Genomic DNA, 26,217 nt, shown 5'->3' on the forward strand with positions numbered 1-26,217 from the left:
GCAACCTTACCGACCGGCTCCGTGTCCGATTCTCGACCGGCGCCGCCCGGCCGTGATCGGCCGTGCCAAGCTGTGACGATGACCGATGCGAACCTCACCCGATCCTCCGTTGCGCGGATGGTCGATCACACTCTGCTCAAGCCCGAGGCCACGGGGGCCGACGTCGACGCCCTGGTCACCGAGGCTCTCGATCTCGGGGTGCTCGCCGTGTGCGTCTCGCCGTCGATGCTGCCGCTGCGCGAGGTCGGTGACCTGGTGGTGGCGGTGGTCGCCGGATTCCCGTCGGGCAAGCACGACTCGTTGATCAAGGGCACCGAGGCGCGCCTCGCGGTGGACCTCGGGGCGCGCGAGGTGGACATGGTCATCGACGTCGGCGCTGCGATCGCCGGTGACTTCGGGGCGGTGCTCTCGGACATCCTCACCGTGCGCGAGGCGATCGGGGAGGGGGCGCTGCTGAAGGTCATCATCGAGTCCGCGGCGCTGCTCGCAGCGCCGAACGGCCGTGACACCGTGGTGCAGGTGTGCCGGGCCGCCGAGCGGGCCGGCGCGGATTTCGTGAAGACCTCCACCGGGTTCCACCCCGCGGGTGGCGCCTCCGCGGAGGCCGTGGAGCTGATGGCGCAGACCGTCGGGGGGCGGTTGGGCGTGAAGGCCAGCGGCGGCATCCGCACAGCCGAGGCTGCGCGGGAGATGATCGCTGCGGGGGCGACCCGGCTCGGCCTGTCCGGAAGCAGGGCCGTTCTCGACGGGTTCCCCGCCTGAGCTGCTTCCCTGCGTGATGATCAGCAGCTGGTCGTGGGCTGTCCCGGCTGCGCGGCGGGCAGGGTGTACTGGCCGCCGGTCAGCGTGAACGCGATACCGCTGTCGGTGACGGCGACGGTGCTCGCCTTCAGGCCGAGGGGGTAGGCCTGCAGGGAGTCGGCGAGCACGGAGACGACGCTGTCGGCCAGGGTCGTCGGAATACCCAGGCCCAAGATCTGCGCGTCGACCGTCGTGACCTCGATCTTGTCGCCGACCACCTTCGGTACCACCGACAACTTGGCGAGCCCGCCCGCGACGGCGAAGTTCAGGGTGTCGGTCGCGGGGTCGGTGGTGACCCCGGAGACCAGGCCGCCGAGGCCCTGGCTGGACAGCGTCGATTCGATGCCGGCTGCCGACCAGGTGACGTCCGCACGTGAGGATCCGATACTTCCCGATCCGGCGGAGGTGGCGTTGAGATCGACGTCCGTGATCTCGGCGTGCACGGTCATGTCCTTGGCCGGGCCGAAGGTGCTGTCGAGGCTGTCGATGTCCACCGAGGAGACCTTCTTGGTCACCAGCCCGAGCAGCACCGGCTGCAGTCCGAGGGAGACGTCCACGCGAGATCCGAGCTGGCTCTGCAACTGACCGGCCAGGCAGGTCTCGATGCGATTGCGGGCGTAGGCCTCACCACCGGCGACGACGGCCAGCAACGTCAACACCACCACGAGAACGATCACGAGTGCTCGTGACGGTCCGCGCCGGGTCGGTGCGGGAGCAGGTGTCCAGGTGCTCATCGGCGACTCTCCTTCGATCGGTGCCGCCATTGTGGACGAGCACTCTGAGGCGAGTCTGTGAGCTCGCCCCACAAGAGTGAGACTCACTCGAGACTCCCAGGTAGTTCGTATGGCAGACGATCGATGTGGCGTCGGACGGCCCGGCGTCCTCGACGAAGGAGACACAGTGATGACGAAGCGAGCACTCGCGCGCGGGCTGGCCATCTCGGCCATCGCGGTTGGAGCGGTTGTCGGTTCGGCGACTGCGGCGAACGCCGACGTCTGGAAGCTCAGGAACGTCGACAGCCAACCGGCCGAAACTCTGTACCAGTACCAGAACCTGAGCCACCCCGAGATGTACTACTTGACGACGACGAACCTGGGAGAGTTCTTCTTCCACCCGGAGTCCGGACTCATCACCTACCCGCCCTCCCCGTTGTCGGACCCGCCCGGTGGTGATCGGTCCAACGATCCGGGGACCGGTCCGGTTGGAAATGGCGGCTGGAACCCGCCCGGTGTCGGCGGCGGCGGTGGATTCGGAGGTGGGTCCGTGAGCGTTGGACCGCCGATGACGGTGTCCCCGGACGATCGTCCGCCGACACAGGCCACGTGATCTTCGAACGTCATGCCCCGAACCGGCCCGCTCAGCCGGCCACCACGGACCAGGGCACGTGCAGGACGTTGTCGCGCAGGCGTCGTCGTGGCACGGTGACGGGCAGTCCCAGCTGAGCCAGCGAGCCCAGCGCGGAACGCCAGCGCACGCGGGGACCGAACGGCGCGAGTGGCGCCGCTCGGTCCCACGCGGCGTCGGCGGCGCTGAGCAGTGCGTGCACCGGGTGGCCGGGGACGTTGTGGTGGATCAGGACCTTCGGCAATCGCTCGGCGAGATCCGACGGCCGATCGACGGTGAACGGATCCCACGCGAACGTCAGCGACCGCGGGCCGTCGGCGCCGACCACCGCCCACACTGCACGGCGACCGAGCTCGTCGCACGTGCCGTCGATCAGGACCCCGCCGGCAGCGAGGTTGCCGGTGATGCGCGCCCACGCGCCCGGCACGTCCGACTCGTCGTACTGGCGCAGCACGTTGAACGCGCGGACGATCACCGGGCGAAGACCGGCCAGCTCGAATCCGCCGCGTGCGAACCGCACACCGTCCCGGTCGGGGACCACCCGGGCGGGATCGATCTCGAGACCCACCACGTCGACGTCGGGGCGCACGGTGCGCAGGCGCGCTGCCAGTTCGAGTGTGGTGACCGGGCTCGCGCCGTAGCCCAGATCGACCACCAGAGGTCGGTCCGCGGACCGTAGGAGTGCGGTGATCTCACCGTCGTGCATCAGCCGGCGGTCGCTTCGCCGCAGCCGGTTGATCCCCGTCGTGCCGCGGGTGACGACGCCCTCGGGTTTCACCGCCGGCGGGTGACGGGCGACGTCGAGCTAGCCGTCAGGGCTTCTGCGAGCCCAGGTCGATCGGTGTCTCCGGCTCGACGCGTGAGACGGGGGGAACGTACGGCTCCTCCATGTGCGAGTGGCCGTGCTTGTCGGCGAGGTAGCGGTGCATGTGCTCGCCCTCGCCCTTCCACAGGTCGCGCAGATTCACCAACATGAGCTGCTCGAGCTTGCCGCCGACGAAAGGGATGTACACCTTCGCCGTGGAGCAGGTGCGCAGCGTGCACCCGGTGGGGGTGGCGAACAGTTCGGTGACACCGGTGAGACTGCCGGGCCCGGCGGGGATCGACGCGTCGTAGTGACCGGCGGTGACCTCGCCGAACGGACCGTGGTGGATGTTGCGGGTGATCACCATGTCCTTCTTGATCACGGCCTGCGCGATGTCGGGCAGTTCCGATCGAGGGATGATGTGCCGCATCGTCACGTGGACCCCCGAGGAGTCGATCGTGACCGACTCGAGGTGGTTGGGGGAGTACTTGTTGAGCTCGGCGATACTGGCCTCCCAGTACTGCTCACTGCTGAGGATCTCGTAGGCCTCCGCGGTGGTGAAGGGCAACCGTGCGGAGTAGTTCATGCGTCGTGCCATGGGGGTCAGATTACCGGGTGGTAGCCCTCAGGACCGCGTCGACCAGGTGGCCGTGTATTCGAACTCGTGGTCGATCAGAGCGATGACCTGTTCGATGATGGCCTTCTCGATCTTGCCGCCGACCAGGGGAATCTTCACCTCGGCCTCGCCCTCGACCTTCATCACGCAGCCGGAGCCGGACGGCTCGAGGCGCAACCGGCCGGTCAGAGAGGCAGGGGTACCGTCCACGGTGGCGCCGAAAGTTCCTGCCGCAGTGGCTCCTTCGACGGGCCCCCAGGACTCGGTGCGTTCGATCACCAGGCCGCCCGGCCGCACGGCGGTGACGATGCTCGGCAGGACCGACGCCTCGATGGCCTGGGTCAGGGCGACGTCGGCGGTGCGCTGATCGACCTCGGCGTCGGAGATCGTGACGGAGTTGAGCTTGGCGTCCGGGCCGCCGATGTCGGCGGTGCGATCGTCCCAGTACTGCCGCGAGGTCATCGCGGCGTGGACCTCGCTCACCGTGAGGGTGGTGGTGACGGAGTGCTCGAAAGTGCGGGCCATGGCAGGTAAGGCTAGCTACCGGACGCGTCGGAGACGCGCTCGGCCCGGATTTCGTGACCTTTCGAGGTCAGGCATCGACCCGACCCCAGGTCCCAATCCCAGCCGTGCAGATTGCAGGTGAGGGTGGCGCCACCGCGCCCGTTGTCGGTGACGATGCCGAACGTGGTCAGATCCGCCTTCAGGTGCGGACACCGACGCTGGATCCGCCACCCGTCCTTGACGATGGTCGCCGTGTCGTCGTGCGCCTCGGCGAACCACCCGTCGGCGTAGACGATCCGCTCCTCGGTCAGGCACTTGAAGAAGGTGTACAGGTACTCGTTGTAGCCACCGACCCGGCGCGCGGTGAAGCGGGTGGACAGGAAGATCGTGTTCACCCAGTCCGGCTCGCCGTCACGCACCACCGTGCGTACCAACTCGATCGGGATCTCGAACGCGTAGCGGTACTTCTCGTCGGCGATGGGCTCGCGGACGATGCGCTTGGGGAAGTCCAGCACCACGGTCTCGGCCACCCCGCCCGCGCGGGTCAGCTCGAGCGCGACGGGGTAGCCGATGCCGTCGCAGATCTGATCCGAGCGGCTCATGATCGGCTCGAACAGCTCACGCAGCGCGGTGAGCAACGGCGGACCGTCCGGCGACGCCCATGATGCCTTCTCCGCCGCGATCACCGCGGCCTGCCGCTGGGCGTACGCCTCGATGTAGTCGGCCTTGCCGGTGGTGAAGATGGCCTCGACCTCGGCGGTCGGCAGCGGGTGGCGAACCTCGGCGAGTGTGGTACCGGCGAACTCGGCGGCGGTTCCCGGCATCATCAGGATCCCGTTGTCCTTGCCGTGGGTGCGCATCTGCTCGAGGAACACCATCTGGTCGGGGAAGATGTTGGCCGGATCGCCGTACACGTCGTTGAGGGTGCGCAGATCGTCGTCGAGAAAACACGGCGGACCAGCCGACGGGATCACCCAGGTGGCGTCGACCTGCTCGATGTACTGCCGACACCGGTCCATCTGGCGCTGGCGCTTCTGGGTGCCGAAGGCCTCCTTGGCACGATCGGCCATGTCGTAGACCATGGGGTACCAGATCGCGCCCGAGTACTGCAGCATGTGCACGTCGATGTGCCCGAAGGCCTCGGTCATCGCCGACAGGTCCACCGGCCGGGCGTCGTTCATGTTGAACACGGTGGTGGTGCCGTCCGAGACCACCAGACCCGAGTCGCCGATCGGCCCGTCGGCCGGTGCGCGCAGCGCGATGATCATCACGTCGAGATCGCCCTTGGGGCCGCTCACGGTGTGCTTGACCGAGTCCGTCGTCTCGACGAAGTTGTGGAACCCGAGCTTCTCGAGCTCGCCCTTGAGGTCCGGAACCGGAAAATCGGGGAGCAGGACCACGGCGTCCTTGCTGACATGCTCGGCGAGATGCCGGGGGTCGAAATGGTCCTTGTGCAGGTGCGAGATGTACAGGTAGTCGCATGCACCGAGGGTGTCCCAGTCGAGGATGGAGTTGTCCGGGAACGGGAACCACGACGCGAAGTACGCCGGATTGACCCACGGATCGCACAGAATGGTCCCGGCGTCGGTCGAAATGTGGAACCCCGCGTGTCCGACGCTGGTGACCTGCACGTCAATCCTCCGTTACTCGCTTACCTGCCCACCCGATGATAAGCCGCTCGGAGTACCCGGCGAACCGGACGGCTCGGGCACAACAGGTAGCGTGCTCGCTCGTGACGAGCACCTTCGCGGACCTGACCACCATTCGGGTGGGCGGTCCGGTGACCCGGTTGGTCACCGTCGATTCCACCGACGCGATCGTCGACGCCGTCCGGTCCGCCGACGCCGATCGCACGCCCCTGCTGGTGATCGGGGGCGGCTCGAACCTGCTCGTCGGCGACGATGGTTTCGACGGTCTGACCGTCCGCGTGGCCAGTGCGGGCATGCGTATCGACGGCAACCGTGTGCACGTCGAGGCGGGTGTCGACTGGGACGAGGTGGTGCGCTGCTCGCTCGACGCCGGGCTGACCGGGCTCTCGGCGCTCTCGGGTATTCCGGGCACGACGGGCGCGACGCCGATCCAGAACGTGGGGGCCTACGGCACCACGGTGTCCGAGTGGCTCGAGACGGTCACCGTTCTCGACCGCACCACGGGCGAGGTGCAGGTGTGGGAGGCTGCCCGCTGCGGTTTCGGTAGTGCGCGCAGCTCGGTGTTCAAGCACACCGACAGATACGTGGTGCTCGAGCTCACGTTCGCGCTCGACGAGAGCGGGCTCTCGGCGCCGGTGCGCTACGCGGCCCTCGCCGAGCGGCTCGGCGTCGCGCTCGGAGATCGGGTTCCGGCGACGGACGTGCGCGCCGCCGTGCTCGCACTGCGCACCGAACGCGGGATGGTGCTCGATCCGAGCGAGCACGACACCTGGAGCGTCGGGTCGTTCTTCCTCAACCCGATCGTGGACGAGGTCCCCGCCGCCGCAGCGGGTTCCCCGCAGTTCCCCGATCCGCGGGGGATCAAGATCTCCGCGGCCTGGTTGATCGACAACGCCGGATTCCACAAGGGTTTCGGTGCCGAGATCGGCACCGGGCGCGCTCGTCTGTCCACCCGCCACGCCCTCGCCATCACCAACCGTGGTGGCGCGACTGCGGCGGACGTGACCACCCTGGCCGCACATATCGCGGCGGGGGTGCGCGAGCGATACGGCATTCACCTGACACCCGAGTGCAAGCTGGTCAACTGCTCGATCGGCTGAGTTCTCGGGCCCGCGCGCGCGATCGCCGGCTTCGCCGTGTCGGCCGTCGCAGGTACCGTGGGCCGGTGCCGAAGATCCCCGCCCGTCCTCCCGTAGCGACCGCGATCGCGTTCCTGGTCGCACTGTTGGCGCTCGTCGTGGGGTGCTCGAGCGCCGTCTCCGGCTCGCCGGCGGCCACGTCTAGCCCCGCGCCGCCGCCGGTCACCGTCGTCTCGAATCCCGCCGCGGGGGCAACCGGGGTCAGCCCTGTCGCGCCGATCACCCTCACCGCGACGGGTGGCACCCTCTCCGCGGTCGCGCTGACCGCGGCCGACGGCACCATCGTGCCCGGCAGGCTCGATCCGGGCGGGTCGGTCTACACCGTCACCGCCCCGCTCGGGTATGGGATCGCATACACGTGGTCGGGCACCGCGACAGCGTCGGACGGGCGCAGTGTGCCCGTCACCGGCTCCTTCACCACGGTGACCCCGGCGTCGCGAACGTCGGTCACCACCAACATCGGCGACGGCCAGGTGGTCGGCGTCGCGGCGCCCATCATGCTCGAGTTCGATGCACCGGTGGTGGACAAGGCGGCGGTGGAGAAGGCGCTGACCGTCACCACCACCCCGCCCACGCCGGGTTCGTGGGCGTGGTTGCCCGACGACGGCGGCTCGCGAATCCACTGGCGGCCGCAGAACTACTGGCAGCCGGGCACCACCGTGCACGTGGCCGCCAACCTGTTCGGGGTGCCCTACGGCGCGGGCGCGTACGGCGACGCCAATGTCACGGTCGACTTCGCCATCGGCGACGCGCAGGTGGTCAAGGCCGACGCCAACAGCCACCGCATGCAGGTGGTGCGCAACGGCCAGACCATCATGGACATCCCCGTCAGCTACGGCGAGGGCAACGAGGACCGCAACGTCACGCGTTCGGGTATCCACGTGGTCACCGAGAAGTACGAGGACATCAACATGTCCAACCCGCCCTTCTACACCAACGCGCACGAGCGGTGGGCCACCCGAATCTCCAACAACGGCGAGTTCATCCACGCCAATCCGCAGACCACCGGCGTCCAAGGCTCGGCCAACGTCACCAACGGGTGCATCAACCTCTCCACCGAGGACGCCCAGAAGTACTTCTCCATCGCCGTCTACGGCGACCCCGTGGAGGTAACCGGCACCCGCATCGACCTCTCGGCCGCGGACGGGGACATCTACGACTGGTCCATCGACTGGCCCACCTGGCAGTCGATGAGCGCGCTGGCGAAGTAGGTACCGCTGGGGCTTCGGTTGCCGGCGCGGGTCAGCGCCGAGCGAACTTGGGGCCCGGCGCCTGATCGCGCGGCCGCACCACGATGGTGTCGAGGTTCACGTGCGACGGGCGGTCGGCCACGAAGCCGATGATCTCCGCAATGTCCTGCGCGACAAGAGGATCGATGCCCTCGTAGACCTTGGCAGCGCGGTCGGCGTCGCCGTCGAAACGCACCAGCGAGAACTCGGTCTCCACCGCGCCCGGCGCCACCTCGGTCAGCCGAACCGGGGTGCCGAGCAGTTCCCCGCGCAGGGTTCGGTGCAGCACTGCCTGGGCGTGTTTGGCGGAGGTGTAGCCGCTGCCGTTGTCGTACGTCTCGAATGCGGCGATCGATGTGATGGTCACCACAAGTCCGTCGCCCGAGTCGATCAGCTTCGGCAGGAGGGCCTTCGTCACCCGCAGCGTGCCCAGGACGTTGGTCTCCCACATCCAGCGCCAGTCGTCGAGATCGCCCTCGAGCACCGTCGCCAACCCCTTCGCCCCGCCGGCGTTGTTCACCAGCACATCCACCCGCGGCACCGCCGCTGCGAACGCCGCCACCGACGCATCGTCCGTGACGTCCAATTGCACTGCGGTGCCGTTGATCTCGGCGGCCAGCTGTTCGAGTCGATCGAGCCGACGGGCGCCGACCACCACCGAGAAACCCTGCGCCGCCAACTGTCGGGCAGTGGCCTCCCCGATCCCCGAACTCGCCCCCGTCACCACCGCCGTGCGCGCCTGTTCTCCACTCATGCTCCGAGCCTACGGCCCCCGAATGCGCGCACCCCGCGTTGTACCCAATGTGACAGTTGGTCGCTCTGGATGACCCAATGTGACATTGGGTACGGCAGGTCGGCGGATTTCGGGCGGTGTCGAAGGTGGTAGCTTCGGGCCCATGTCCAGCCGCCCGAGCTCCGCGATGCGGGTCACCTATGTGACCGCAGCCCTCGGTTCTCGCCTGCCGCTGGCCCGCGAGTTGTGTTGTCGGTGTTCACGCCGCTGACTCGCGTGTAGTTCCTGTTTCGGTTCGCCGATCCACATGCACTGCCCCGAGTTGGCCCACGTTGACCCCGTACGCCACCACTCGAGGAAATACCCATGTCGGTCCCCACTCTCGCTCGTCCCGCCGCGTCCGCACGGTCCGTCGCTGCCCGAGCTACCCGCGCTCGTATCGTGGCCCCCGAACTGCGGTTGTCCGACCTACCGGCTGCCGCCGTGCTGAGAACCACGTCGGTGCGCGGCCCGATCTCTCGCGACGCCATCGCGCGGGAGACCGGCATCTCCACTGCCACGGTCAACCGTCAGATTGCCGCGCTGATGGCGGTGGGTCTGATTCGCGAGCGTGCCGACCTCGCCGCGTCCGGTGCCATCGGCCGCCCTCGCGTACCCGTCGACGTCGACACCGAGTCCTTCGCCACGATCGGTGTGCACATCGGCTCGGTGTCGACTCAGATCGTCGCATCGGACCTGCGTGGACGTGTCCTCGGCGGGGTGTCCGTCGCCACGCCTCCCACTCACCAGAACGCTGCGCTGAGCTCCATTGCGTCGAGCGTCGCCGCCTTCGCCGCCCGGTGGCATTCGCGTCGCATTCTGTGGGTGGGGGTCGCTCTCGGTGGGCGGGTCGATACCGCCAACGGCGTGGTCGACCATCCGCGGCTGGGGTGGAGCGAGGCGCCCGTCGGCCGGATTCTCGGTGAACGGACAGGCCTGCCGATTTCGGTGTCACCTCACGTCGAGGCCATGGCGGCGTCGGAGTTGCTGCTTGCTCCGAACCCATCGGACGCGTCGTCGGCGATGTATTTCTACGCCCGCGAAACCACGGGCGCGGCGCTGACCATCGATGGTCGCGTGCACAGCCCGGTCGGCGGACCGGGGTCGACCTCACACCTGCCGACGGGGTCGTCGGCCGTGTGCTCCTGCGGGCGGACGGGTTGCTTGGACGCGACGGTCAGTGACCGCGCGGTCATCGGTGCCGCCGTCGACGCCGGCATCATCACCGGCGCGGGTGAGCGCAGCATGTCCGCGGTGATCGCCACGGCTCGCGGCGGGTCCGAGGCGGCGCACACTCTGCTGGTGGAGCGAGCGCAGGTGCTCGGCCGCACCGTTGCGCTGCTGCACGATCTGTTCAACCCCGAGCGCATTCTGCTGGGCGGACAGGCGTTCTCCGATTACCCGGAGGCGCTGCCCTACGTGTCGCAGTCCTTCGACGCCGCCTCCACCCTTCCCCGCACGGACATGCGGGTCAGCGGATTCGGTGGTCGGGTGCAGGAGTACGCGTCGGCGACGGTGTCCCTGAGCCCTCTCTTCACCGACCCCCTCGGCACCATGCGCAGGGCGGCCGCCTGAACTCGGTCGGTTGCGTACCCAATGTGACATTTGGTCAGCCATGGTGACCAAATGTCACATTGGGTACAGCCACGACCGAGCCGGCTGGCAGGGTAGGGCCGGTGACGGTCAGGGATGTGGCAGGGATCGACGGGGCGTCCGTGGTGTATCGGGTGTCCGGTCCGCCCGACGGGCGGCGGGTGGTGTTGGTGCATGGGTGGGCGCAGTCGTCGGCGTGTTGGGGTGAGGCGGTGGTGGGGCCGCTCGCGCGCTCGCATCGGGTGATCGCGGTGGATCTGCGGGGGCACGGCTATTCCGATGCCCCGCTCACCGGCTACGACGACTCGACGCTCTGGGCCGGGGACATCGCCGCAGTTCTCGCGCAGGAGGGTGTGAGCGCGGATTCCCCCGGCGCGGTGCTCGTCGGCTGGTCGTACGGCGGGCTGGTGATCTCGGACTACCTGGCCACGCACGGGACGGCGCTGGTCGCGGGCATCGTTCTGGTGGGGGCGATCACGTCGATCGGAACCCCGGACGACGTCGACCGTATCGGCCCGGCGATGAAGGCCGCCCTACCCGCGGCGACGAGTGAGGACCCCCGCACGGCGATACGGGGGCTGGCCTCGTTCGGCAACGCGCTCACCGGCCCCGGCGAGGGCCTCGGTGAGCAGGCGCAGGCGCTGTACGGCGCGAGCTTGTCGACGCGTCCGCGGGTGCGGTCGGCGGTGTTCCGCCGCACGGTCTCCCATGACCGGACATTGGCCGCACTGGACGTCCCGGCGCTGGTCATTCACGGCACGAAGGACCGTGTGGTCGACATCCGGGCTGGTGAGCACGCCGCGAGTCTGATTCCGCAGGTGAGCACATCGTGGTGGGAGGGGGTCGATCACGGCCCGTTCGTGGCCGATCCGCAGCGGTTCGTCCGCGAGGTCGAGCAGTTCGTGGCGCCCCTGGGCCGCGCGGGAGCGTGATCGGCAGGCACACTGGTGTGGTGGGCAGGATCGAGCAACCCAGACGTGTGGCCGTGTTGTCCCTGCACACCTCGCCGCTCGCGCAGCCCGGGACCGGTGATGCGGGCGGGATGAACGTGTACGTGCTCCAGTCGGCGCTGGAGATGGCCCGTCGGGGCGTGGCGGTGGAGATCTTCACGCGGGCGACGTCGTCGAAGGACGCTCCCACGCAGGAGGCCGCGCCCGGTGTGCTGGTGCGCAACGTGCCGGCGGGCCCGTTCGAAGGCTTGAACAAGCACGATCTGCCGACGCAACTGTGTGCGTTCGCGGCGGGGGTGCTGCGCGAGGAGGCTCGCCACGAACCTGGCTACTACGACGTGATCCACTCGCACTACTGGCTCTCGGGCCAGGTGGGGTGGTTGGCTCGCGATCGCTGGCGGGTGCCGCTGGTGCACACCGCGCACACCCTCGCGGCCGTGAAGAACGCGTCTCTGGCACAGGGTGATTCACCCGAGCCGCCGAGTCGCAAGTTCGGTGAGGAGCAGGTTGTCGCCGAGGCCGACCGGCTCACCGCGAACACCGCCGACGAGGCGAAGGCCCTCATCGAGATCTACGGTGCCGCCCCGGAGAAGGTGGATGTGGTTTCGCCGGGTGCGAACCTGTCGGTGTTCGCGCCGGGCGATCGCGCGGCGTCCAGACGCGAGCTGGGGCTGGCGCAGGACGAGGTGATCGTCACGTTCGTCGGACGCATTCAACCGCTCAAGGCTCCCGACGTGCTGCTCGCCGCCGCGGGTGACGTGCATCGGCGGCGGCCCGACATCGCGCTGCGGGTGTTGGTGGTCGGTGGCCCGTCGGGGACGGGCCTCGCGCGGCCGGATGCGCTGATCCGTCAGGCCGAGCAGTTGGGCATCACGGCGCGGGTGACGTTCCTCCCGCCACAGCCGCCCGAACGGCTCGCGCACGTCTATCGCGCATCGGATGTCGTTGCGGTGCCGAGCTATTCGGAGTCGTTCGGCCTGGTGGCGATCGAGGCCCAGGCGTGCGGCACCCCGGTGCTGGCCGCGGATGTGGGTGGTCTCGGCGTTGCGGTGCGCAACGGGGACACCGGAATTCTGGTCTCCGGGCACGACCCCGGCGATTGGGCGGACGCACTCGAGCACCTGATCACCGACACTCGTCTGCGGGCCGCGCTGGCGTCGAATGCCCCTTCACACGCCCGGAACTTCTCCTGGGACCACACTGCGCAGGCGCTGCTCGAGACCTACGCGACGGCGATGCGGCAGTACCGCGGAGCCCGGGTTCCGGGTCCCGAACCGACTGCGCGCAGACTGCGCGCCGCATGGCGTCTACGACGGACAGGAGCGGCACTGTGACCGGAACCATCCAGGGTACGAGCGATCTCATCGCCGACGTGCTCGCAGATCGTGAACTGACCCATCACCGGGTCAAGGACAACGAGTTCGTGGTGGAGCTGCCCGGTGAGAAGCGCCTGGTCACCACGACCATGGTCACGGTCGGCAACCACGGGGTTCGCCTGGAGGCGTTCGTGTGTCGTCGTCCCGACGAGAACCACGAGGGGGTGCACCGGTTCCTGCTGCGGCGCAACCGTCGGCTCTACGGGATGGCGTACACGATCGACAAGATCGGCGACATCTACCTCGTGGGACGACTGGCGACGGAGTCGGTGACCGGTGACGAGCTCGATCGTCTGTTCGGCCAAGTTCTCGAGGCCTCCGACGGCGACTTCAACACCCTGCTCGAACTCGGTTTCGCCGAGTCGATTCGTCGGGAGTGGAAGTGGCGCGTCTCGCGCGGGGAGCCGTTGACCAACCTGCGGGCATTCGAGCATCTGGTCGACGGCAGTGCCGCGCAGAGCCCGTGGATCCCGAAGCCCGGGCAGCGTCCGGTGGAGGACGACGCGGACCGCTCGGAGTAGGACGACGCGGACCGCTCGGAGTAGGACGACGCGGACCGCTCGGAGTAGGACGACGCGGACCGCTCGGAGTAGGACGACGCGGACCGCTCGGAGGGGTAGACCGGTCGCGGCAGGTAGCATCGGAAACGGTGTGATCCACGCCACCGCAACGCCGCGATCGAAGGAGTCCGATGAGCTTCCGCAGCCCGTTTCCCGATGTCGACATCCCCGATCTGAGCATCCACGAGTTCCTCTTCGGGTCGATTTCCGACGACGAACTCGATCTGCCGGCGCTGATCGACGGACCCAGCGGCGCTGTCACCGACTACCGCACCCTGATCGAGCAGATCGGCCTCGTTGCGGGTGGTCTTGCCGCGCGCGGGATCGTCGCGGGCGACGTGGTGGCCCTGCACTCACCGAACACCCCGGCGTTCGCCTCCGCGTTCCACGGCATCCTGCGCGCGGGCGCAGCCGCAACCACCGTCAACGCTCTCTACACCGCGCAGGACATCGCCAAGCAGCTCGTCGGGTCCGGCGCCAAGGCCCTGATCACCGTATCGCCGCTGCTCGAGCAGGCCGTGGCGGCGGCCACCTCGGCGGGTCTGCCCGCGGACAAGGTGATCGTGCTCGACGGTGCCGAGGGATACACCTCTCTCGGACAGATTCTGGCAGAGGGCAATTCGGCTCCCGACGTGACGATCGACCCGGCCACTCACGTGGCGGTGCTGCCGTTCTCCTCGGGGACCACGGGGGTACCCAAGGGTGTGGTGCTCACCCACCGCAACCTCGTGGCGAACGTGTGCCAGATCGAACCGCGGATGGGCGCCACCAAGGACGACGTGCTGCTCGCGGTGCTGCCGTTCTTCCACATCTACGGCATGACGGTGCTGCTGAACCTGGCCCTGAAGGTGCGCGCGTCGCTGGTGACGATGGTGCGGTTCGATCTGCCGGAGTTCCTGCGCAACATTGCCGAGCACCGCATCACGTACCTGTTCATCGCCCCGCCCGTCGCGGTGGCGCTCGCCAAGCATCCGATGATCGACGAGTACGACACCTCGTCGGTGCACTCGGTGTTCTCCGGTGCTGCCCCGCTCGACGACAACCTGGGACGACTCGTCGCGAGAAGGATGAACGTGCGTGTGCGCCAGGGCTACGGGATGAGCGAGCTCAGCCCCGTCTCGCACTCCATCCCCTTCGACGGTGACGACGTGCCGCTGAGCAGTGTCGGCATGCCGGTTCCCAACACCGAGAACAAGATCGTCGACCCGGCGACGGGCGTCGAGGTGGCCTACCCGGAGCCCGGGTCGGATGCGGTGAGCGAGCCCGGTGAGCTGTGGGTGCGCGGGCCCAACGTCATGGTGGGCTACCTGAACAATCCTGAGGCCACCGCCGAGACCATCGACGCCGACGGGTTCCTGCACACCGGCGACATGGCCGTGGTGAGCGGCCAGGGCGCGGTGACCATCGTCGATCGGCTCAAGGAGCTGATCAAGTACAAGGGGTACCAGGTTCCGCCCGCGGAGCTCGAAGCGCTTCTGCTGACTCATGATTCGATTGCCGATGCCGCGGTGATCGGAGTCCTCGACGACGAGGGCGAGGAGGTGCCCAAGGCGTTCGTGGTGCGCCAGCCGGGAGCCTCGCTCAGTGAGTCGGACGTGATGGATTTCGTCTCCGAGCGCGTCTCCCCGCACAAGAAGGTTCGCCGGGTCGAGTTCATCGACGCGGTGCCCAAGTCCGCGTCGGGCAAGATCCTGCGGAAGGACCTGCGGCTGGCGGAGCAGGCGCGATGACCACCGGCGAGATCATCCGAACCGTCGAGATCGCGCAGGGTGCGCTGCGCGGCAGGGTCGTCGACGGTGTCACGGCCTTCCTCGGTGTTCCCTACGCGCAGGCCCCGTTCGGGGACAACAGGTTTCGTGAGCCCACCGCGCCGCCGTCGTGGGAGGGGGTGCGTGATGCGGTCGAGTTCGGACCCACCGCCCCGTCACCCGGGTACGTTCCGCCCATCGACTCGATCCTGATGGACGTGACCATCGCCGGGCAGGACTGCCTGAACGTGAACGTCTGGACCCCCGACGTCGACGGGTGCGCCCCGGTCGCGGTGTGGATTCACGGCGGCGCATTCATCAACGGCTCCAACGCTATCGGCATCTACGACGGTCACGGGTTCGCCCGCAGCGGCGTGGTGTTGGTCTCGGTGAACTACCGGCTCGGAGTCGAGGGGTTCGCGCGCATCGACGGTGCGCCCGCCAACCGTGGGCTTCTGGACCAGGTTGCGGCGCTGCGCTGGGTGCGCGAGAACATTGCCTCGTTCGGCGGCGATCCGGGCGCGGTCACGGTGTTCGGGGAGTCGGCGGGCGCGATGAGCGTGGGCACCCTGATGTCGATGCCGTCCGCACAGGGGCTGTTCCATCGCGCGATCCTGCAGTCCGGCGCCGGTCATCACGTGATCTCCGAGGACACCGCCGCGCGCGTCGCGGCTGCGCTCGGTGAGCATCTGTCCCTGGCGCCGAGCATCGACGAACTGGCACAGGTCGACCCTGCCCGCCTGATCGACGCGCAGGTCGCCGTGGCGCTGGCCGTGGCCGCCGATCCGGGTGGGTATCCCGAGATCGCACTGAACGTGATGCCCTTCGAGCCGTACATCGACGGCGAGGTGGTCCCGGCGCGGCCCTACGATCGCATCGTGGCCGGCTCCGCGGCGGGCCTGGACGTGCTGATCGGATCCAACGTCGACGAGCATGCGCTGTTCATCGTGCCCGGTGGGTTGGATCAGCACGTCGACGAGGGCTTCCTTCGGCGGACACTGGGTGGCTACGGGGTCGATGTGGACGCCGCCGTGCACGCCTATCAGGACCAGCACCCGACGGCCAGTGCCGGCGAACTGGTGATCGCGGTGATGAGCGACTGGTTCTTCCGCATCCCGGCGCTGCGCCTGGCGGAGGCTGCGGATGCGTATGTCTACGAGTTCGGTCACCGCTCGACGCTGTTCGACGGCCGCCTGGGTGCCTGCCACGCGCTCGAGATCCCGTTCGTGTTCGACAACCTCGACAAACCGGAGTCCGAGCGCATCACCGGCCCGAACGCGCCGCGCGATCTCGCTGCCGACGTCCACAGCACGTGGGTGGAGTTCATTCGTACTGGCTCGCCGGGTTGGGCACGCTACGGCGCGAGCCGGACGGTGCGCGAGTTCCCCGGTTCCACCGCCACCGACCCGCGCGGGCGGACGCGTCAGGTGTGGGAGGGCGTGCGCTGACGGCTCCCGGGCCCAGAATCCCAGCCGAGCTCAGTGAACCCCGGACACGCTCAGAGCTCCTGCGGGGCGTCCTCGGCCAGTAGGTCGGACATGAAGTTGAACACCTCGCGGTCGGTGCCGGCGCGCCAGCGGGGAGCGAGAAGCTTCATGTACTTCTCCACGTACAGCAGCTGCTTGCCCACCAGCACCAACTCCGGCGGAAGCCGCAGGTCGTAGGCGTTGGCGAGAGCCGCGAGCTGGCGACCCATGTCGGTGTAGGACATCTTCGCCAAACCCGAGCGGCCCATGGGCTGGGCGAACTTCTTCAGGTCCTCCGCGCCGGTGCCGGTGGTGAATCCGACGGGGTTGCGCACCGCGCCGAGTTCGATCAGCGCAGCCCCTGCGGCGTCGTAGTCCCCGCGCACCATCAGGTCGACGAGCAGCCGACGCATGATCTTGCGGGTGGGTGGGGTGAAGCGCCCCACGATGCCGAAGTCGAGCAGCACCAGTCGTCCGTCGGAGTCGACGAGCACGTTGCCCGCGTGCAGGTCGCCGTGGAAAACGCCACCGCGGAAGGCGGATTCGAGGAACGACATGAGCAACGACCGCACCAGTGCGACGCCGTCGTGCCCGGCTGCGCGCACGGCCGCCGCGTCATCGATACGCACGGCGTCCACGTACTCCATCGTGAGCACCGTCGCGGAGCTGAGCTCGTGCAGAACCCGGGGCACCCGAATACGCTCGGCCACAGCGCGTCCGGCGAGCGAGGAGGCGAACTCCTCCATCGCGGCGGCCTCGTTGCGGAAGTCGATCTCGGCGTTGAGCCCGGTGGCGAAGTCCCCGACGACGCTGCGTGCGCTGAGCATCTTGCCGTAGGAGGTCAGTTCGATCAGTCGGGCGGTGTGCGCGAGCAGGGCGACGTCGGCGGCCAATCGGGGTCCGAGGTTGGGGCGCTGCACCTTCACCACGACGCGCTCACCCGAATGCGTTGTGGCGGTGTGCACCTGCGCTATCGAGGCGGAGGCGATGGGAGCTGTGTCGAACTCGGCGAACAGTTCGCGGACCGGCTTGCCGAGCGACGCTGCGATGGCCGATTCGATGACCGGTGACGGTGCCGGAGCGACCCGGTCGAGCAGAGTTTCGAACTCCTCGGACACGGTGGGGGTGAACACACCCGGACTCGACGCGATGAGCTGCCCGAACTTGACGTAGGTGGGCCCCAGACGCTCGAAGAGGTCGCGCAGTTCACGCGCCGCCCGCTTCTTCACCGGCCCACCGCCGGGGAGACGGACCAGGAACCCGGCGGTGCCACGGGCCATGTGCAGCCCGGTGACACCCGCTCGCCTCGCCTCGGCCAGCGCCGACGCCGTCGGCAACCGAATCGGATCACTCGAGGTCACAGATCCGACGCGCGACGACGGCGTCGATGGCTTCGGGTTGATCATCGGTTCAGGATGGCCGATCGAACGCGGGACAGTCAACGCGATGACCGACGAGCCGAGCTAGCCGGTGAACGGGGGGACGAACACGCACGGGACCGGCCGCGGGTGCGCCGGATCGAGGGCGTTGAGCACGTAGGCGGCGGCGATGGGCGAGCCGAGAAGGGCTGCGTGCTCGGAGTAGTCGAGCGAGCAGGCGTCCTGCACCACGATGTTCGTGGCGTTCGGACCCTCGACGTACCCGTCGGTGTAGGGCACGATGAGCTCGTCGTACCTGGTCAGGATGTTGGTGTAGGTGATGCCGGGCAGGTAGGTGGGTGTGGTGCGAAGCCACTCGGTGCCGGGGTCGGGGAACGAGTTCTTCCAGAACGGTGCGAGCGAGACGTACTGGTCGATCTTGTTCGCGCCCCCGAGGAAGTGCGCGTAGTAGCTGGGGATGATGGTGCCCTGCGAGTGCCCCACCACGTCGAACTTCGCAGCACCCGTCGCTGCCAGCACCCTGTCCGCGAACGCGGCGAACTGGGCGCCCTCGTCGGGTGTGGACGCGAGCCCGCCGATCGCGGTGATCGGCCACGGCCCGGGCAGCGCGCCGTAGGTGAGGGCGAAGACGCAGTACCCCTCGTTCTTCAACAGCGGCGCGAACGTCCCCCAGCTGGTCTGCTGGTTGGTGAAGGTGCCGTGGACCAGGATCACCGGGCGCGGATGGGCAGCCGAGGGCTTGCACGTGAAGTCGTTGGTGCCGGGAAGGGATCCACCCGGGTTCGCGATCTCTGCGGGGAAACCGGAGAAGAAGTTGTAGTCCACCGGCAGCGGCGGGGTGCTGGGCGGCGGGGTGCCGGGTACCTCCGCGGCGGCGGTGGGGGCGCAGATCAGCGCGATGAGGAACGCCATGACCGCTGTCCACCGGATACGCATCGCACGATGGTAGCGACGACGACGGTTCCGATCCGCGCAACGGCAATCGGTGGGGACCACTCGCATGCGGGATCGCGGTAGGGGAAACTGTCGCACATGAGCATCGGAACGCTGATCCTCCTCCGCCACGGCGAGAGCGAATGGAACGAGAAGAACCTGTTCACGGGGTGGGTGGACGTCGCACTCACGGAGAAGGGCGTCGGCGAGGCCAAGCGCGGTGGGCGACTGCTCGCGGAGCAGGGCATCGCCCCCGATGTGCTGTACACCTCGCTGTTGCGCCGGGCGATCATGACGGCCACCTACGCCCTGGACGAGGCCGATCGGCTGTGGATTCCGGTGGTGCGTGACTGGCGTCTGAACGAGCGGCACTACGGCGCGCTGCAGGGTCTGGACAAGGCCGAGACCAAGGACAAGTACGGCGACGAGCAGTTCATGCTGTGGCGTCGCAGTTACGACACCCCGCCGCCCCCGATCGAAGCGGGCAGCACCTACAGCCAGGACTCCGATCCTCGGTACGCCGACCTCGAGTCGGTGCCGCTCACCGAATGCCTGCTGGACGTGGTGAAGCGAATGATCCCGTACTTCGAATCGACCATCGCGGCGGATCTGCGTGCCGGGAGGACGGTGCTGGTGACCGCGCACGGCAACTCCCTGCGGGCACTGGTGAAGTACCTGGACAACATCTCCGACGAGGACATCGCAGCGCTGAACATCCCCACCGGTATTCCACTGCGGTACGACCTCGAGGACGTCGACGGCACACTGGTGCCCACCAATCCCGGCGGCACCTACCTCGATCCCGAGGCAGCGGCCGCGGGCGCCGCGGCGGTGGCCGCACAGGGCAAGAAGTAGCGAGCCGCGAGAGAAACGGTCGGTGAACACGGTGCGAACGGCGGCGGATGTGCCGGTGACCAGCGCAGAACCGGCCCGGCCGGACACGGGTGAACATCGAGCGGACCGTACGATTCGCCTGTGAGCATCGCGTCCGTCGTCCTGATCGCCCTGGTGGCGGCGTTCGGCGGGTACCTCATCGGCGGGGTGTTGATCCCCTACCTGAACACCCGCCATGCGGCGCGTGTCCGGCAGGAATCGGGGCTGACGATGTCGCAGGTGCTGGATCTGATCGTGCTGGCCTCCGAGAGCGGCATCGCGGTGGTCGATCAGTTCCACGACGTCGTGCTGTTCAACCCCCGCGCCGCCGAGTTGGGACTGGTTCGCTCGCGCTCCCTCGACGAGCGCGCCTGGAAGGCCGCCACCCGCGTACTCGAGACGGGCGAACCGGTCGAGGTGGACCTGGGTTCGGCGGACACCGGGTCGGCGCTGCGCAGTTCCCGGATCGCCGTGCGAGCGACGGCCCGGCTGCTCAGCCAGGAGGACCGGCGGTTCGTGGTGCTCTTCGCCGACGACGACTCCGAGACCGTTCGGATGGAGGCCACGCGCCGCGATTTCGTCGCCAACGTCAGCCACGAGTTGAAGACTCCGGTCGCGTCGATCGCCCTGCTGGCCGAGGCCCTGCTCGAGTCGACCGACGATCCGGTGCAGGTGCAGCACTTCGGCGAGCGCATGCTCGGCGAGTCCACCCGCCTGGGCAACATGGTCAGCGAACTGATCTCGCTCTCGCGTCTGCAGGGCGCCGAGAAGCTTCCCGATCTCGAGGTGGTCGACGTCGACACCGTCGTCAAGGAGGCACTCGCGCGGTCGGCGACGCGGGCCGAGGCCGCGAACATGGTGGTCGGCACCGACCACCCCAGCGGACTCGAGGTGCTCGGTGACCAAAGTTTGCTGGTGACGGCGTTGTCGAACCTCATCGAGAACGCCATCGCCTACTCGCCGCGCGGTGCGCCGGTGTCGGTGAGCCGATCGCTGCGCGGAGACATGGTGGCCATCGCCGTCACCGATCGCGGCATCGGCATCGCCAAGGAGGACCAGGAACGGGTCTTCGAGCGATTCTTCCGTGTCGACAAGGCGCGGTCGCGGGCCACCGGCGGAACCGGGCTGGGCCTGGCCATCGCCAAACATGTTGCGGCGAACCACAACGGTTCGATCGGGCTGTGGAGCAAGCCGGGCACGGGATCGACCTTCACCCTCAACATCCCCGCCCACATCGAGGACGACAACCCATGACGGAGGCAAACCGATGACCAGTGTGCTGATCGTGGAGGACGAGGAATCGCTGGCCGATCCCCTGGCGTTCCTGCTCCGCAAGGAAGGCTTCGAGGCCAAGGTGGTCGGTGACGGCCCGTCGGCGCTCGCGGAGTTCGACCGCGCCGGCGCGGACATCGTGCTGCTCGACCTCATGCTGCCGGGGATGAGCGGAACCGATGTGTGCCGCCAGTTACGCTCGCGCTCAGGGGTTCCGGTGATCATGGTGACCGCACGCGACAGTGAGATCGACAAGGTGGTGGGCCTGGAACTCGGCGCCGACGACTACGTCACCAAGCCCTATTCGGCCCGGGAACTGATCGCCCGTATCCGCGCCGTCCTGCGCCGTGGTGCGGACGCCGAGATCGACGACGCCGTGGACACCGGCGTTCTCGAGGCCGGACCGGTGCGAATGGACGTCGAGCGCCACGTGGTGCTGGTCGGCGGGAACCAGATCACGTTGCCGCTCAAGGAGTTCGACCTTCTCGAGTACCTTCTGCGCAACTCCGGTCGTGTGCTCACCCGCGGGCAACTCATCGACCGGGTGTGGGGAGCGGACTACGTGGGCGACACCAAGACCCTCGACGTTCACGTCAAGCGTCTGCGTTCGAAGATCGAGGCCGACCCCTCCGCCCCCGTCCACCTCGTCACCGTGCGCGGTCTGGGATACAAACTCGAGGGCTGACTGGCTCGGCCGTCCAGGGGTGGGCGCTCAGGTGCGGCCGGCCTCGCGGGTGGCGGGGTGGACGGCGATCAGGCCCAGGCCCTCTCGGCGACGGCAGAGGGCGGCGAGTTCGGTGTAGACGTCGGCGCCGAGCAGTGCGGTGAGTTCGGGAGCGTACGACTGCCAGACCGGGCGGGCGCCCACGTGCGCGTCGGGTGAGCCGGTGCAGTACCAGGCCAGATCCACCCCGCCCTCGCCCCAACCGCGTCGGTCGTACTCGCCGATGGTGGTCAGGAGAACCTGAGTGCCGTCCGGCCGGGTGATCCAGTCCTGCGTGCGTCGAACGGGCAACTGCCAACACACGTCCGGCTTGACCTCGAGCGGTTCGACGCCGCGGCGCAGCGCCATCTTGTGCAGCGCGCACCCCACCCCGCCGGGGAAGCCGGGTCGATTGAGGAATATGCACGCACCCTGATACCGCCGGGTGCGCAGGGCGGGTTCACCGTCGAGCTCGTCGGTTTCGAGGTAGTTCTTCTTCTGGCCCTTCTTCCCCAGGGCCTTGTCCATGAACTGCCATTCGTCGGCGCGCAGCAGTGTGACCGACTCGTCGAGCTTCGTACGGTCGTCCTCGTCGGTGAGAAAGGCGCCGTGCGAGCAACATCCGTCGTCGGGGCGACCGGCCACGGTTCCCTGGCAGGCAGGGGTGCCGAACACGCACGTCCACCGTGAGAGCAGCCAGGTGAAATCGGCACGAACCAGATGTTCGGCATTGGTGGGGTCGACGAACTCGACCCATTCACGCGGAAAGTCCAATCCGACTTCGTCGGCCCCGGTGAACTCGGCCCTCGAACTACGTGCGGTCACAGTGCACGACGGTAGACCCAGTACCGTATCGGTGTGCGATTAGGTGTTCTCGACGTCGGCAGCAATACGGTGCACCTGTTGGTGGTCGATGCCCATCGCGGTGGTCACCCGACGCCGATGAGCTCGACCAAGGCCGCTCTGCGCCTGGCGGAGAACACCGACGACAACGGTGACATCACCCGCGTGGGCGCGGATCGGTTGGTGAGCACCATCGAGGATTTCGCGTCGATCGCCAAATCGTCGGGGTGCGGGGAGATGATGGCGTTCGCCACATCGGCGGTGCGCGATGCCAAGAATTCCGACGCCGTGCTCGCCCGCGTGCGCAAGGAGACCGGTGTCTCGCTCGAGGTGCTCGCGGGCGACGACGAGGCGCGGCTGACGTTCCTGGCCGTGCGACGGTGGTTCGGCTGGAGCGCCGGCCGGATTCTCAACCTCGACATCGGGGGTGGCTCGCTCGAACTGAGCACCGGGGTGGACGAGAACCCGGATCTGGCGCTGTCCCTCCAGCTCGGTGCCGGCCGGCTCACCCGTGACTGGTTGGCCGAGGACCCACCCGGCAAACGCCGCGTGGCGGTGCTGCGCGACTGGCTCGACGCCGAGATGGTGGAACCGGCCAGGCTCGTGCGGGCCTGCGGCGACCCCGATCGGGCCGTGGGCACCTCCAAGACGTTCCGTTCGTTGGCACGGTTGACCGGGGCGGCGCCGTCCGCAGCCGGCCCGAGGGTCACCAGGACTCTCACCTCGGCCGGTCTGCGGCAGGTCATCGGGTTCATTTCCCGGATGACCTCGGCGGACCGTGCAGAATTGGAAGGGGTCAGTGCGGACAGGTCGAGGCAGTTGGTCGCGGGGGCGCTGGTGGCGGAGGCCTCCATGCGCGCGCTCGGGGTCGACGAGCTCGAGATCTGCCCGTGGGCGTTGCGGGAGGGATTGATCCTGCGGCACCTGGACACGACGACGTTCGGCGAGCGGTGAGCCGGACACGTGAGGACGGATGAGAAGCAATGAGTAACGAGGACACCACCGACGAGGGCAAGCCGCTGTCGGTTGCCGAACTCCTGGCCCGCAACGGTGGTCAGCGCGTGAGCACGGGTGGTCGACGTCGTCGAGGCATGGAGGGCGGGATCACCGTCGCCGAGCTGACGGGCGAGATCCCGGTGTACGACGCGGCCACCCCCGCCGCGGCGCGGCCCTCCCACGTCGCACCCACACCCGTCGCACCCACACCCGCCACACCCGCACCCACACCGGCCCAGCCCACACCGGTCGCGCCGCCCGCAGCGACGTCCCCAGCAGCCGAGTACACCCCGTCCGCGCCCACATCCGCGCCGTATGCACCTGCGCAGCCGGCTCGGCCGGTGACGTCGCGCCCGTACCCGGCGGACAACCGACCGGCGCCGGACCGCTCGGCCTACTCGGCTCCGAGTTACCGGCCCGCTCCGGTGAACGACCCGGTGGACGATTCGATCACCGACGAGTCGCCCGTCGTCGCTCCGGTGACGGTGTACGTCACGGCCACCCCGATCGACCCCGCCGACCCGGCCGACCCGATCACCGCCACCGCCGACCCGATCACCGCCGACACGAGCGTCGCCACCGCCGAGCCGAACAGCGAAGCGGGTGCGAGCACGAACGCCGAGACCACGGACGCCGAGACCACGGACCCAGAGGCCCCAGCCGCCTCTCGGAGGACGCGCAAGGCCACTGCCGAGCAGACCCCAGCTCGCCAGTGGATGTCCGTGGCCGGTCAGGCCGTCGTGGCGATCGTGATCGGGGCCCTGCTGTTCAAGGGTTTCGAGAAGCTGTGGGACGTGTTGCCGTGGGTGGCTCTGGTGCTCTCGTTCTTCGTGATCGTGGGCCTGGTGGCGGTGGTCCGTGTGCTGCGTCGCACCGACGACCTGGTGAGCATCCTGCTGGCCGTGCTGGTGGGAAGTTTCGTCACCCTGGGTCCGCTCGCGTTCATGCTGAGCACCAATTGAGGGCGGTGTGAGCATCCCGATCGGCCTGTCGACGGCGTCGGTCTACCCGCAGAACACCGAGTCCGCGTTCCGGTTCGCCGCCGAACTCGGATACGACGGGGTCGAACTCATGGTCTGGGCCGACCCGGTGAGCCAGAACCCGGACGCCGTGGCCACCCTGTCGCGGCGCTACTCGATGCCGGTTCTCGCTCTGCACGCTCCCTGCCTGCTGATCACCCAGCGCGTGTGGGGCAGCGATCCGGTCACCCGACTCACTCGCTCCGCGGAGGTCTCCGAGCGGTTGGGGTCCGAGACGGTGGTGATCCACCCGCCCTTCCGGTGGCAGCGACGCTATGTCGACGGGTTCGCCGATCAGATCGACGAACTCGAATCGGAGACCGGCGTGGCGATCGCCGTGGAGAACATGTTCCCGATGCGTGCGGACCGGTTCCTCGGTGCCGCCGACGCAGCGGCGGACCGCTTGCGACGCCGCGGCGGACCGGGCCCCGGACTGTCGGCGTTCGCGCCCGGGTTCGACCCCACCGACCGCGGGCACGAGCACTACACCCTCGACTTCTCCCACGTGGCAACCGCCGGCACGGATGTGTACGCCATGGTCGATCGGATGGGGGAGGGATTGGTGCATCTGCACCTGGCGGACGGGCGCGGCGCCGCGATCGACGAGCACCTGATCCCCGGCGACGGGTCCGCCCCGGTGGCCGAGATCTGCGCCCTGCTCACCGAGCGCCGGTGGCGCGGTCGCGCCGTGGTGGAGATCAACACCCAGAACGCCCGAACGGTGCGTGAGCGCGCCGCGATGCTGCGACGGGCCCTGGACTTCGCCCGAGAGCACCTGCCGTGACGGACCCGTTCCGGCGTCTGACCACGTTGGAGCCGACCGCGGTCACCGACCCCGGCGCGTCCCGGTTCTCCGCACACATCGCCCCCGAATGGACCATCGGAACCAAGGTCCACGGTGGGGTGCTGACGGCGCTGTGCGCGCGGGCCGCGATGGACAGCATCCCGACGGGGTCGCACGAGCCGTCCGCCTCGCTCCACCCTCTCTCGGTGGCGGCGACGTACCTGCGTGCCCCCGACCCGGGTGCGGTGATGCTCACCGCCTCCCTGATCCGGCGTGGCCGCTCGGCGACGCATGTCGACGTCGAACTGGCGCAGAGCGACCGGGTGGCCGTGCGCGCGAGTGTGGTGCTCGGCGAACTCGATCCGCCGGGGACGACGCCCCGGCTCGTCTCCGTCGACTCCGCCATGGCCGCTGATCCCGACACCGGGTCGGTGTCGGCCGTGGCGAGTCCGCTGGCGTCCGTGGTGAATCTGTCCGCGCACTGCGACATGCGCGTCGATCCCGACTCGATCCCGTTCGCCTCGGGCCGCACCGGTGCCGCCGAGGTGCGGCTGTGGGTGCGCCCTCGGCCCGGTGACGAGGCCGACCCCGCGACGCGCGCACTGTTTGCCCTGATGACCGGCGATATCTGCCCGCCCGTGACGATGAACCTCGGCCTGTTCGGCTGGGCGCCGACCGTGCAGTTGACAACGTATCTGCGAGCGATGCCGGCTGCGGGGTGGCTGCGCGTGAGCAACACCAGCGCCGTCGTGGGAAGGACGTGGTTCGAGGAGGACCACACGGTTCTCGACTCGACCGGGGCCGTGGTGGTGCAGAGCCGCCAACTCGCGATGGTCCCGCGCGTCGACTGATCGCGGGGCTCC

25 protein-coding genes and 1 pseudogene are annotated in these 26,217 nt (G+C 68.6%); 17 read left to right on the forward strand and 9 right to left on the reverse strand.

Translation table 11 applies throughout. The annotated features are described in order from the left end of the window. Positions 1-78: 78 nt before the first annotated feature. Positions 79-762 carry a deoxyribose-phosphate aldolase gene (gene deoC, locus ACY48E_RS00310; RefSeq protein ID WP_462870053.1) on the forward strand — a complete coding sequence of 228 codons (684 nt, stop codon included), beginning with the start codon at positions 79-81 and terminating at the stop codon, positions 760-762. A 20-nt stretch (positions 763-782) separates the two neighbouring features. Here the strand turns inward: deoC and ACY48E_RS00315 are convergent, their stop codons facing one another. Next, positions 783-1,535, reverse strand: a complete 753-nt coding sequence (locus ACY48E_RS00315; protein ID WP_462870054.1) for an LmeA family phospholipid-binding protein — start codon at positions 1,533-1,535, stop codon at positions 783-785. A 169-nt stretch (positions 1,536-1,704) separates the two neighbouring features. On the opposite strand from ACY48E_RS00315, the gene ACY48E_RS00320 reads away from it, so the two are divergent. Continuing rightward, positions 1,705-2,127, forward strand: a complete 423-nt coding sequence (locus tag ACY48E_RS00320; RefSeq protein ID WP_462870055.1) for a hypothetical protein — start codon at positions 1,705-1,707, stop codon at positions 2,125-2,127. Positions 2,128-2,158: 31 nt separating this feature from the next. Here the strand turns inward: ACY48E_RS00320 and ACY48E_RS00325 are convergent, their stop codons facing one another. From ACY48E_RS00325 to ACY48E_RS00340, 4 genes and pseudogenes are all read right to left on the reverse strand, one after another. Then, entirely contained in the window at positions 2,159-2,923 is a 765-nt protein-coding gene (locus tag ACY48E_RS00325; protein ID WP_462870056.1) for a class I SAM-dependent methyltransferase, read from the reverse strand. Between the two features lie 133 nt (positions 2,924-3,056). Beyond that, positions 3,057-3,548: pseudogene (locus ACY48E_RS00330) on the reverse strand (DUF2505 domain-containing protein); the annotation flags it as partial. 27 nt (positions 3,549-3,575) lie between these two features. Further along, positions 3,576-4,091, reverse strand: a complete 516-nt coding sequence (locus ACY48E_RS00335; RefSeq protein WP_462870057.1) for a DUF2505 domain-containing protein — start codon at positions 4,089-4,091, stop codon at positions 3,576-3,578. A gap of 11 nt (positions 4,092-4,102) precedes the next feature. Beyond that, positions 4,103-5,701 (reverse strand): Rieske 2Fe-2S domain-containing protein, encoded by a 1,599-nt coding sequence (locus ACY48E_RS00340; RefSeq protein WP_462870058.1) that lies wholly within the window; start codon positions 5,699-5,701, stop codon positions 4,103-4,105. A 101-nt stretch (positions 5,702-5,802) separates the two neighbouring features. On the opposite strand from ACY48E_RS00340, the gene ACY48E_RS00345 reads away from it, so the two are divergent. Both ACY48E_RS00345 and ACY48E_RS00350 read left to right on the forward strand, forming a co-directional pair. After that, on the forward strand, positions 5,803-6,819 hold the full coding sequence (locus ACY48E_RS00345) for a UDP-N-acetylmuramate dehydrogenase (protein ID WP_462870059.1): 1,017 nt from the start codon (positions 5,803-5,805) through the stop codon (positions 6,817-6,819). Positions 6,820-6,893: 74 nt separating this feature from the next. Further along, positions 6,894-8,069, forward strand: a complete 1,176-nt coding sequence (locus tag ACY48E_RS00350; RefSeq protein WP_462870482.1) for a L,D-transpeptidase — start codon at positions 6,894-6,896, stop codon at positions 8,067-8,069. 31 nt (positions 8,070-8,100) lie between these two features. Here the strand turns inward: ACY48E_RS00350 and ACY48E_RS00355 are convergent, their stop codons facing one another. Continuing rightward, positions 8,101-8,841 (reverse strand): SDR family NAD(P)-dependent oxidoreductase, encoded by a 741-nt coding sequence (locus tag ACY48E_RS00355; protein WP_462870060.1) that lies wholly within the window; start codon positions 8,839-8,841, stop codon positions 8,101-8,103. A 345-nt stretch (positions 8,842-9,186) separates the two neighbouring features. Between ACY48E_RS00355 and ACY48E_RS00360 the strand changes: the two genes are divergently transcribed. The 6 genes from ACY48E_RS00360 (at position 9,187) to ACY48E_RS00385 (ending at position 16,534) form a co-directional block, all read left to right on the forward strand. Further along, entirely contained in the window at positions 9,187-10,434 is a 1,248-nt protein-coding gene (locus ACY48E_RS00360) for an ROK family protein (protein WP_462870061.1), read from the forward strand. Between the two features lie 101 nt (positions 10,435-10,535). Continuing rightward, complete coding sequence (locus tag ACY48E_RS00365; RefSeq protein WP_462870062.1) at positions 10,536-11,384, forward strand: alpha/beta fold hydrolase; 849 nt, start codon at positions 10,536-10,538, stop codon at positions 11,382-11,384. A 17-nt stretch (positions 11,385-11,401) separates the two neighbouring features. Further along, on the forward strand, positions 11,402-12,736 hold the full coding sequence (gene mshA, locus ACY48E_RS00370) for a D-inositol-3-phosphate glycosyltransferase (RefSeq protein WP_462870063.1): 1,335 nt from the start codon (positions 11,402-11,404) through the stop codon (positions 12,734-12,736). Continuing rightward, complete coding sequence (locus ACY48E_RS00375) at positions 12,703-13,299, forward strand: type III secretion system chaperone family protein (RefSeq protein ID WP_462870064.1); 597 nt, start codon at positions 12,703-12,705, stop codon at positions 13,297-13,299. The genes mshA and ACY48E_RS00375 overlap by 34 nt, the downstream gene beginning before the upstream one ends. Positions 13,300-13,469: 170 nt before the next feature. Then, a complete protein-coding gene (locus ACY48E_RS00380) occupies positions 13,470-15,068 on the forward strand; it encodes an AMP-binding protein (RefSeq protein WP_462870065.1) in 1,599 nt (532 codons plus the stop codon). Next, a complete protein-coding gene (locus ACY48E_RS00385; protein WP_462870066.1) occupies positions 15,065-16,534 on the forward strand; it encodes a carboxylesterase/lipase family protein in 1,470 nt (489 codons plus the stop codon). Before ACY48E_RS00380 ends, ACY48E_RS00385 begins: the two co-directional genes overlap by 4 nt. 50 nt (positions 16,535-16,584) lie before the next feature. On the opposite strand, the gene ACY48E_RS00390 is transcribed toward ACY48E_RS00385, so the two are convergent. Beyond that, on the reverse strand, positions 16,585-17,958 hold the full coding sequence (locus ACY48E_RS00390) for an ABC1 kinase family protein (protein WP_462870068.1): 1,374 nt from the start codon (positions 17,956-17,958) through the stop codon (positions 16,585-16,587). A gap of 57 nt (positions 17,959-18,015) precedes the next feature. After that, entirely contained in the window at positions 18,016-18,867 is an 852-nt protein-coding gene (locus ACY48E_RS00395) for an esterase/lipase family protein (RefSeq protein ID WP_462870069.1), read from the reverse strand. Positions 18,868-18,954: 87 nt separating this feature from the next. Here ACY48E_RS00395 and ACY48E_RS00400 point away from each other — a divergent pair, with 87 nt between their 5' ends. The 3 genes from ACY48E_RS00400 to ACY48E_RS00410 all read left to right on the forward strand — a co-directional run bounded on the left by ACY48E_RS00400 (position 18,955) and on the right by ACY48E_RS00410 (position 21,694). Continuing rightward, positions 18,955-19,719, forward strand: a complete 765-nt coding sequence (locus ACY48E_RS00400; RefSeq protein ID WP_462870484.1) for a phosphoglyceromutase — start codon at positions 18,955-18,957, stop codon at positions 19,717-19,719. A gap of 120 nt (positions 19,720-19,839) precedes the next feature. After that, positions 19,840-20,991: a sensor histidine kinase gene (locus ACY48E_RS00405; protein WP_462870070.1), complete on the forward strand. Its 1,152-nt coding sequence runs from the start codon at positions 19,840-19,842 to the stop codon at positions 20,989-20,991. 13 nt (positions 20,992-21,004) lie between these two features. Then, positions 21,005-21,694 (forward strand): winged helix-turn-helix domain-containing protein, encoded by a 690-nt coding sequence (locus ACY48E_RS00410; protein ID WP_462870071.1) that lies wholly within the window; start codon positions 21,005-21,007, stop codon positions 21,692-21,694. 27 nt (positions 21,695-21,721) lie between these two features. Here the strand turns inward: ACY48E_RS00410 and ACY48E_RS00415 are convergent, their stop codons facing one another. Continuing rightward, positions 21,722-22,537 carry a hypothetical protein gene (locus tag ACY48E_RS00415; RefSeq protein ID WP_462870072.1) on the reverse strand — a complete coding sequence of 272 codons (816 nt, stop codon included), beginning with the start codon at positions 22,535-22,537 and terminating at the stop codon, positions 21,722-21,724. A gap of 33 nt (positions 22,538-22,570) precedes the next feature. Between ACY48E_RS00415 and ACY48E_RS00420 the strand changes: the two genes are divergently transcribed. Genes ACY48E_RS00420 through ACY48E_RS00435 form a run of 4 tightly spaced genes read left to right on the forward strand, consistent with a single transcriptional unit; the run spans position 22,571 to position 26,205 of the window. Continuing rightward, positions 22,571-23,509 (forward strand): Ppx/GppA family phosphatase, encoded by a 939-nt coding sequence (locus ACY48E_RS00420; protein WP_462870073.1) that lies wholly within the window; start codon positions 22,571-22,573, stop codon positions 23,507-23,509. Between the two features lie 29 nt (positions 23,510-23,538). Beyond that, the gene (locus ACY48E_RS00425; RefSeq protein WP_462870074.1) at positions 23,539-24,513 is read left to right on the forward strand and encodes a hypothetical protein; all 975 of its coding nucleotides are present in this window, start codon (positions 23,539-23,541) and stop codon (positions 24,511-24,513) included. A 19-nt stretch (positions 24,514-24,532) separates the two neighbouring features. Continuing rightward, a complete protein-coding gene (locus ACY48E_RS00430; RefSeq protein WP_462870485.1) occupies positions 24,533-25,354 on the forward strand; it encodes a sugar phosphate isomerase/epimerase family protein in 822 nt (273 codons plus the stop codon). Then, positions 25,351-26,205 carry a thioesterase family protein gene (locus ACY48E_RS00435; RefSeq protein ID WP_462870075.1) on the forward strand — a complete coding sequence of 285 codons (855 nt, stop codon included), beginning with the start codon at positions 25,351-25,353 and terminating at the stop codon, positions 26,203-26,205. The genes ACY48E_RS00430 and ACY48E_RS00435 overlap by 4 nt, the downstream gene beginning before the upstream one ends. Positions 26,206-26,217: the final 12 nt, after the last annotated feature.

The organism is Rhodococcus sp. AZ1 (assembly GCF_054979605.1).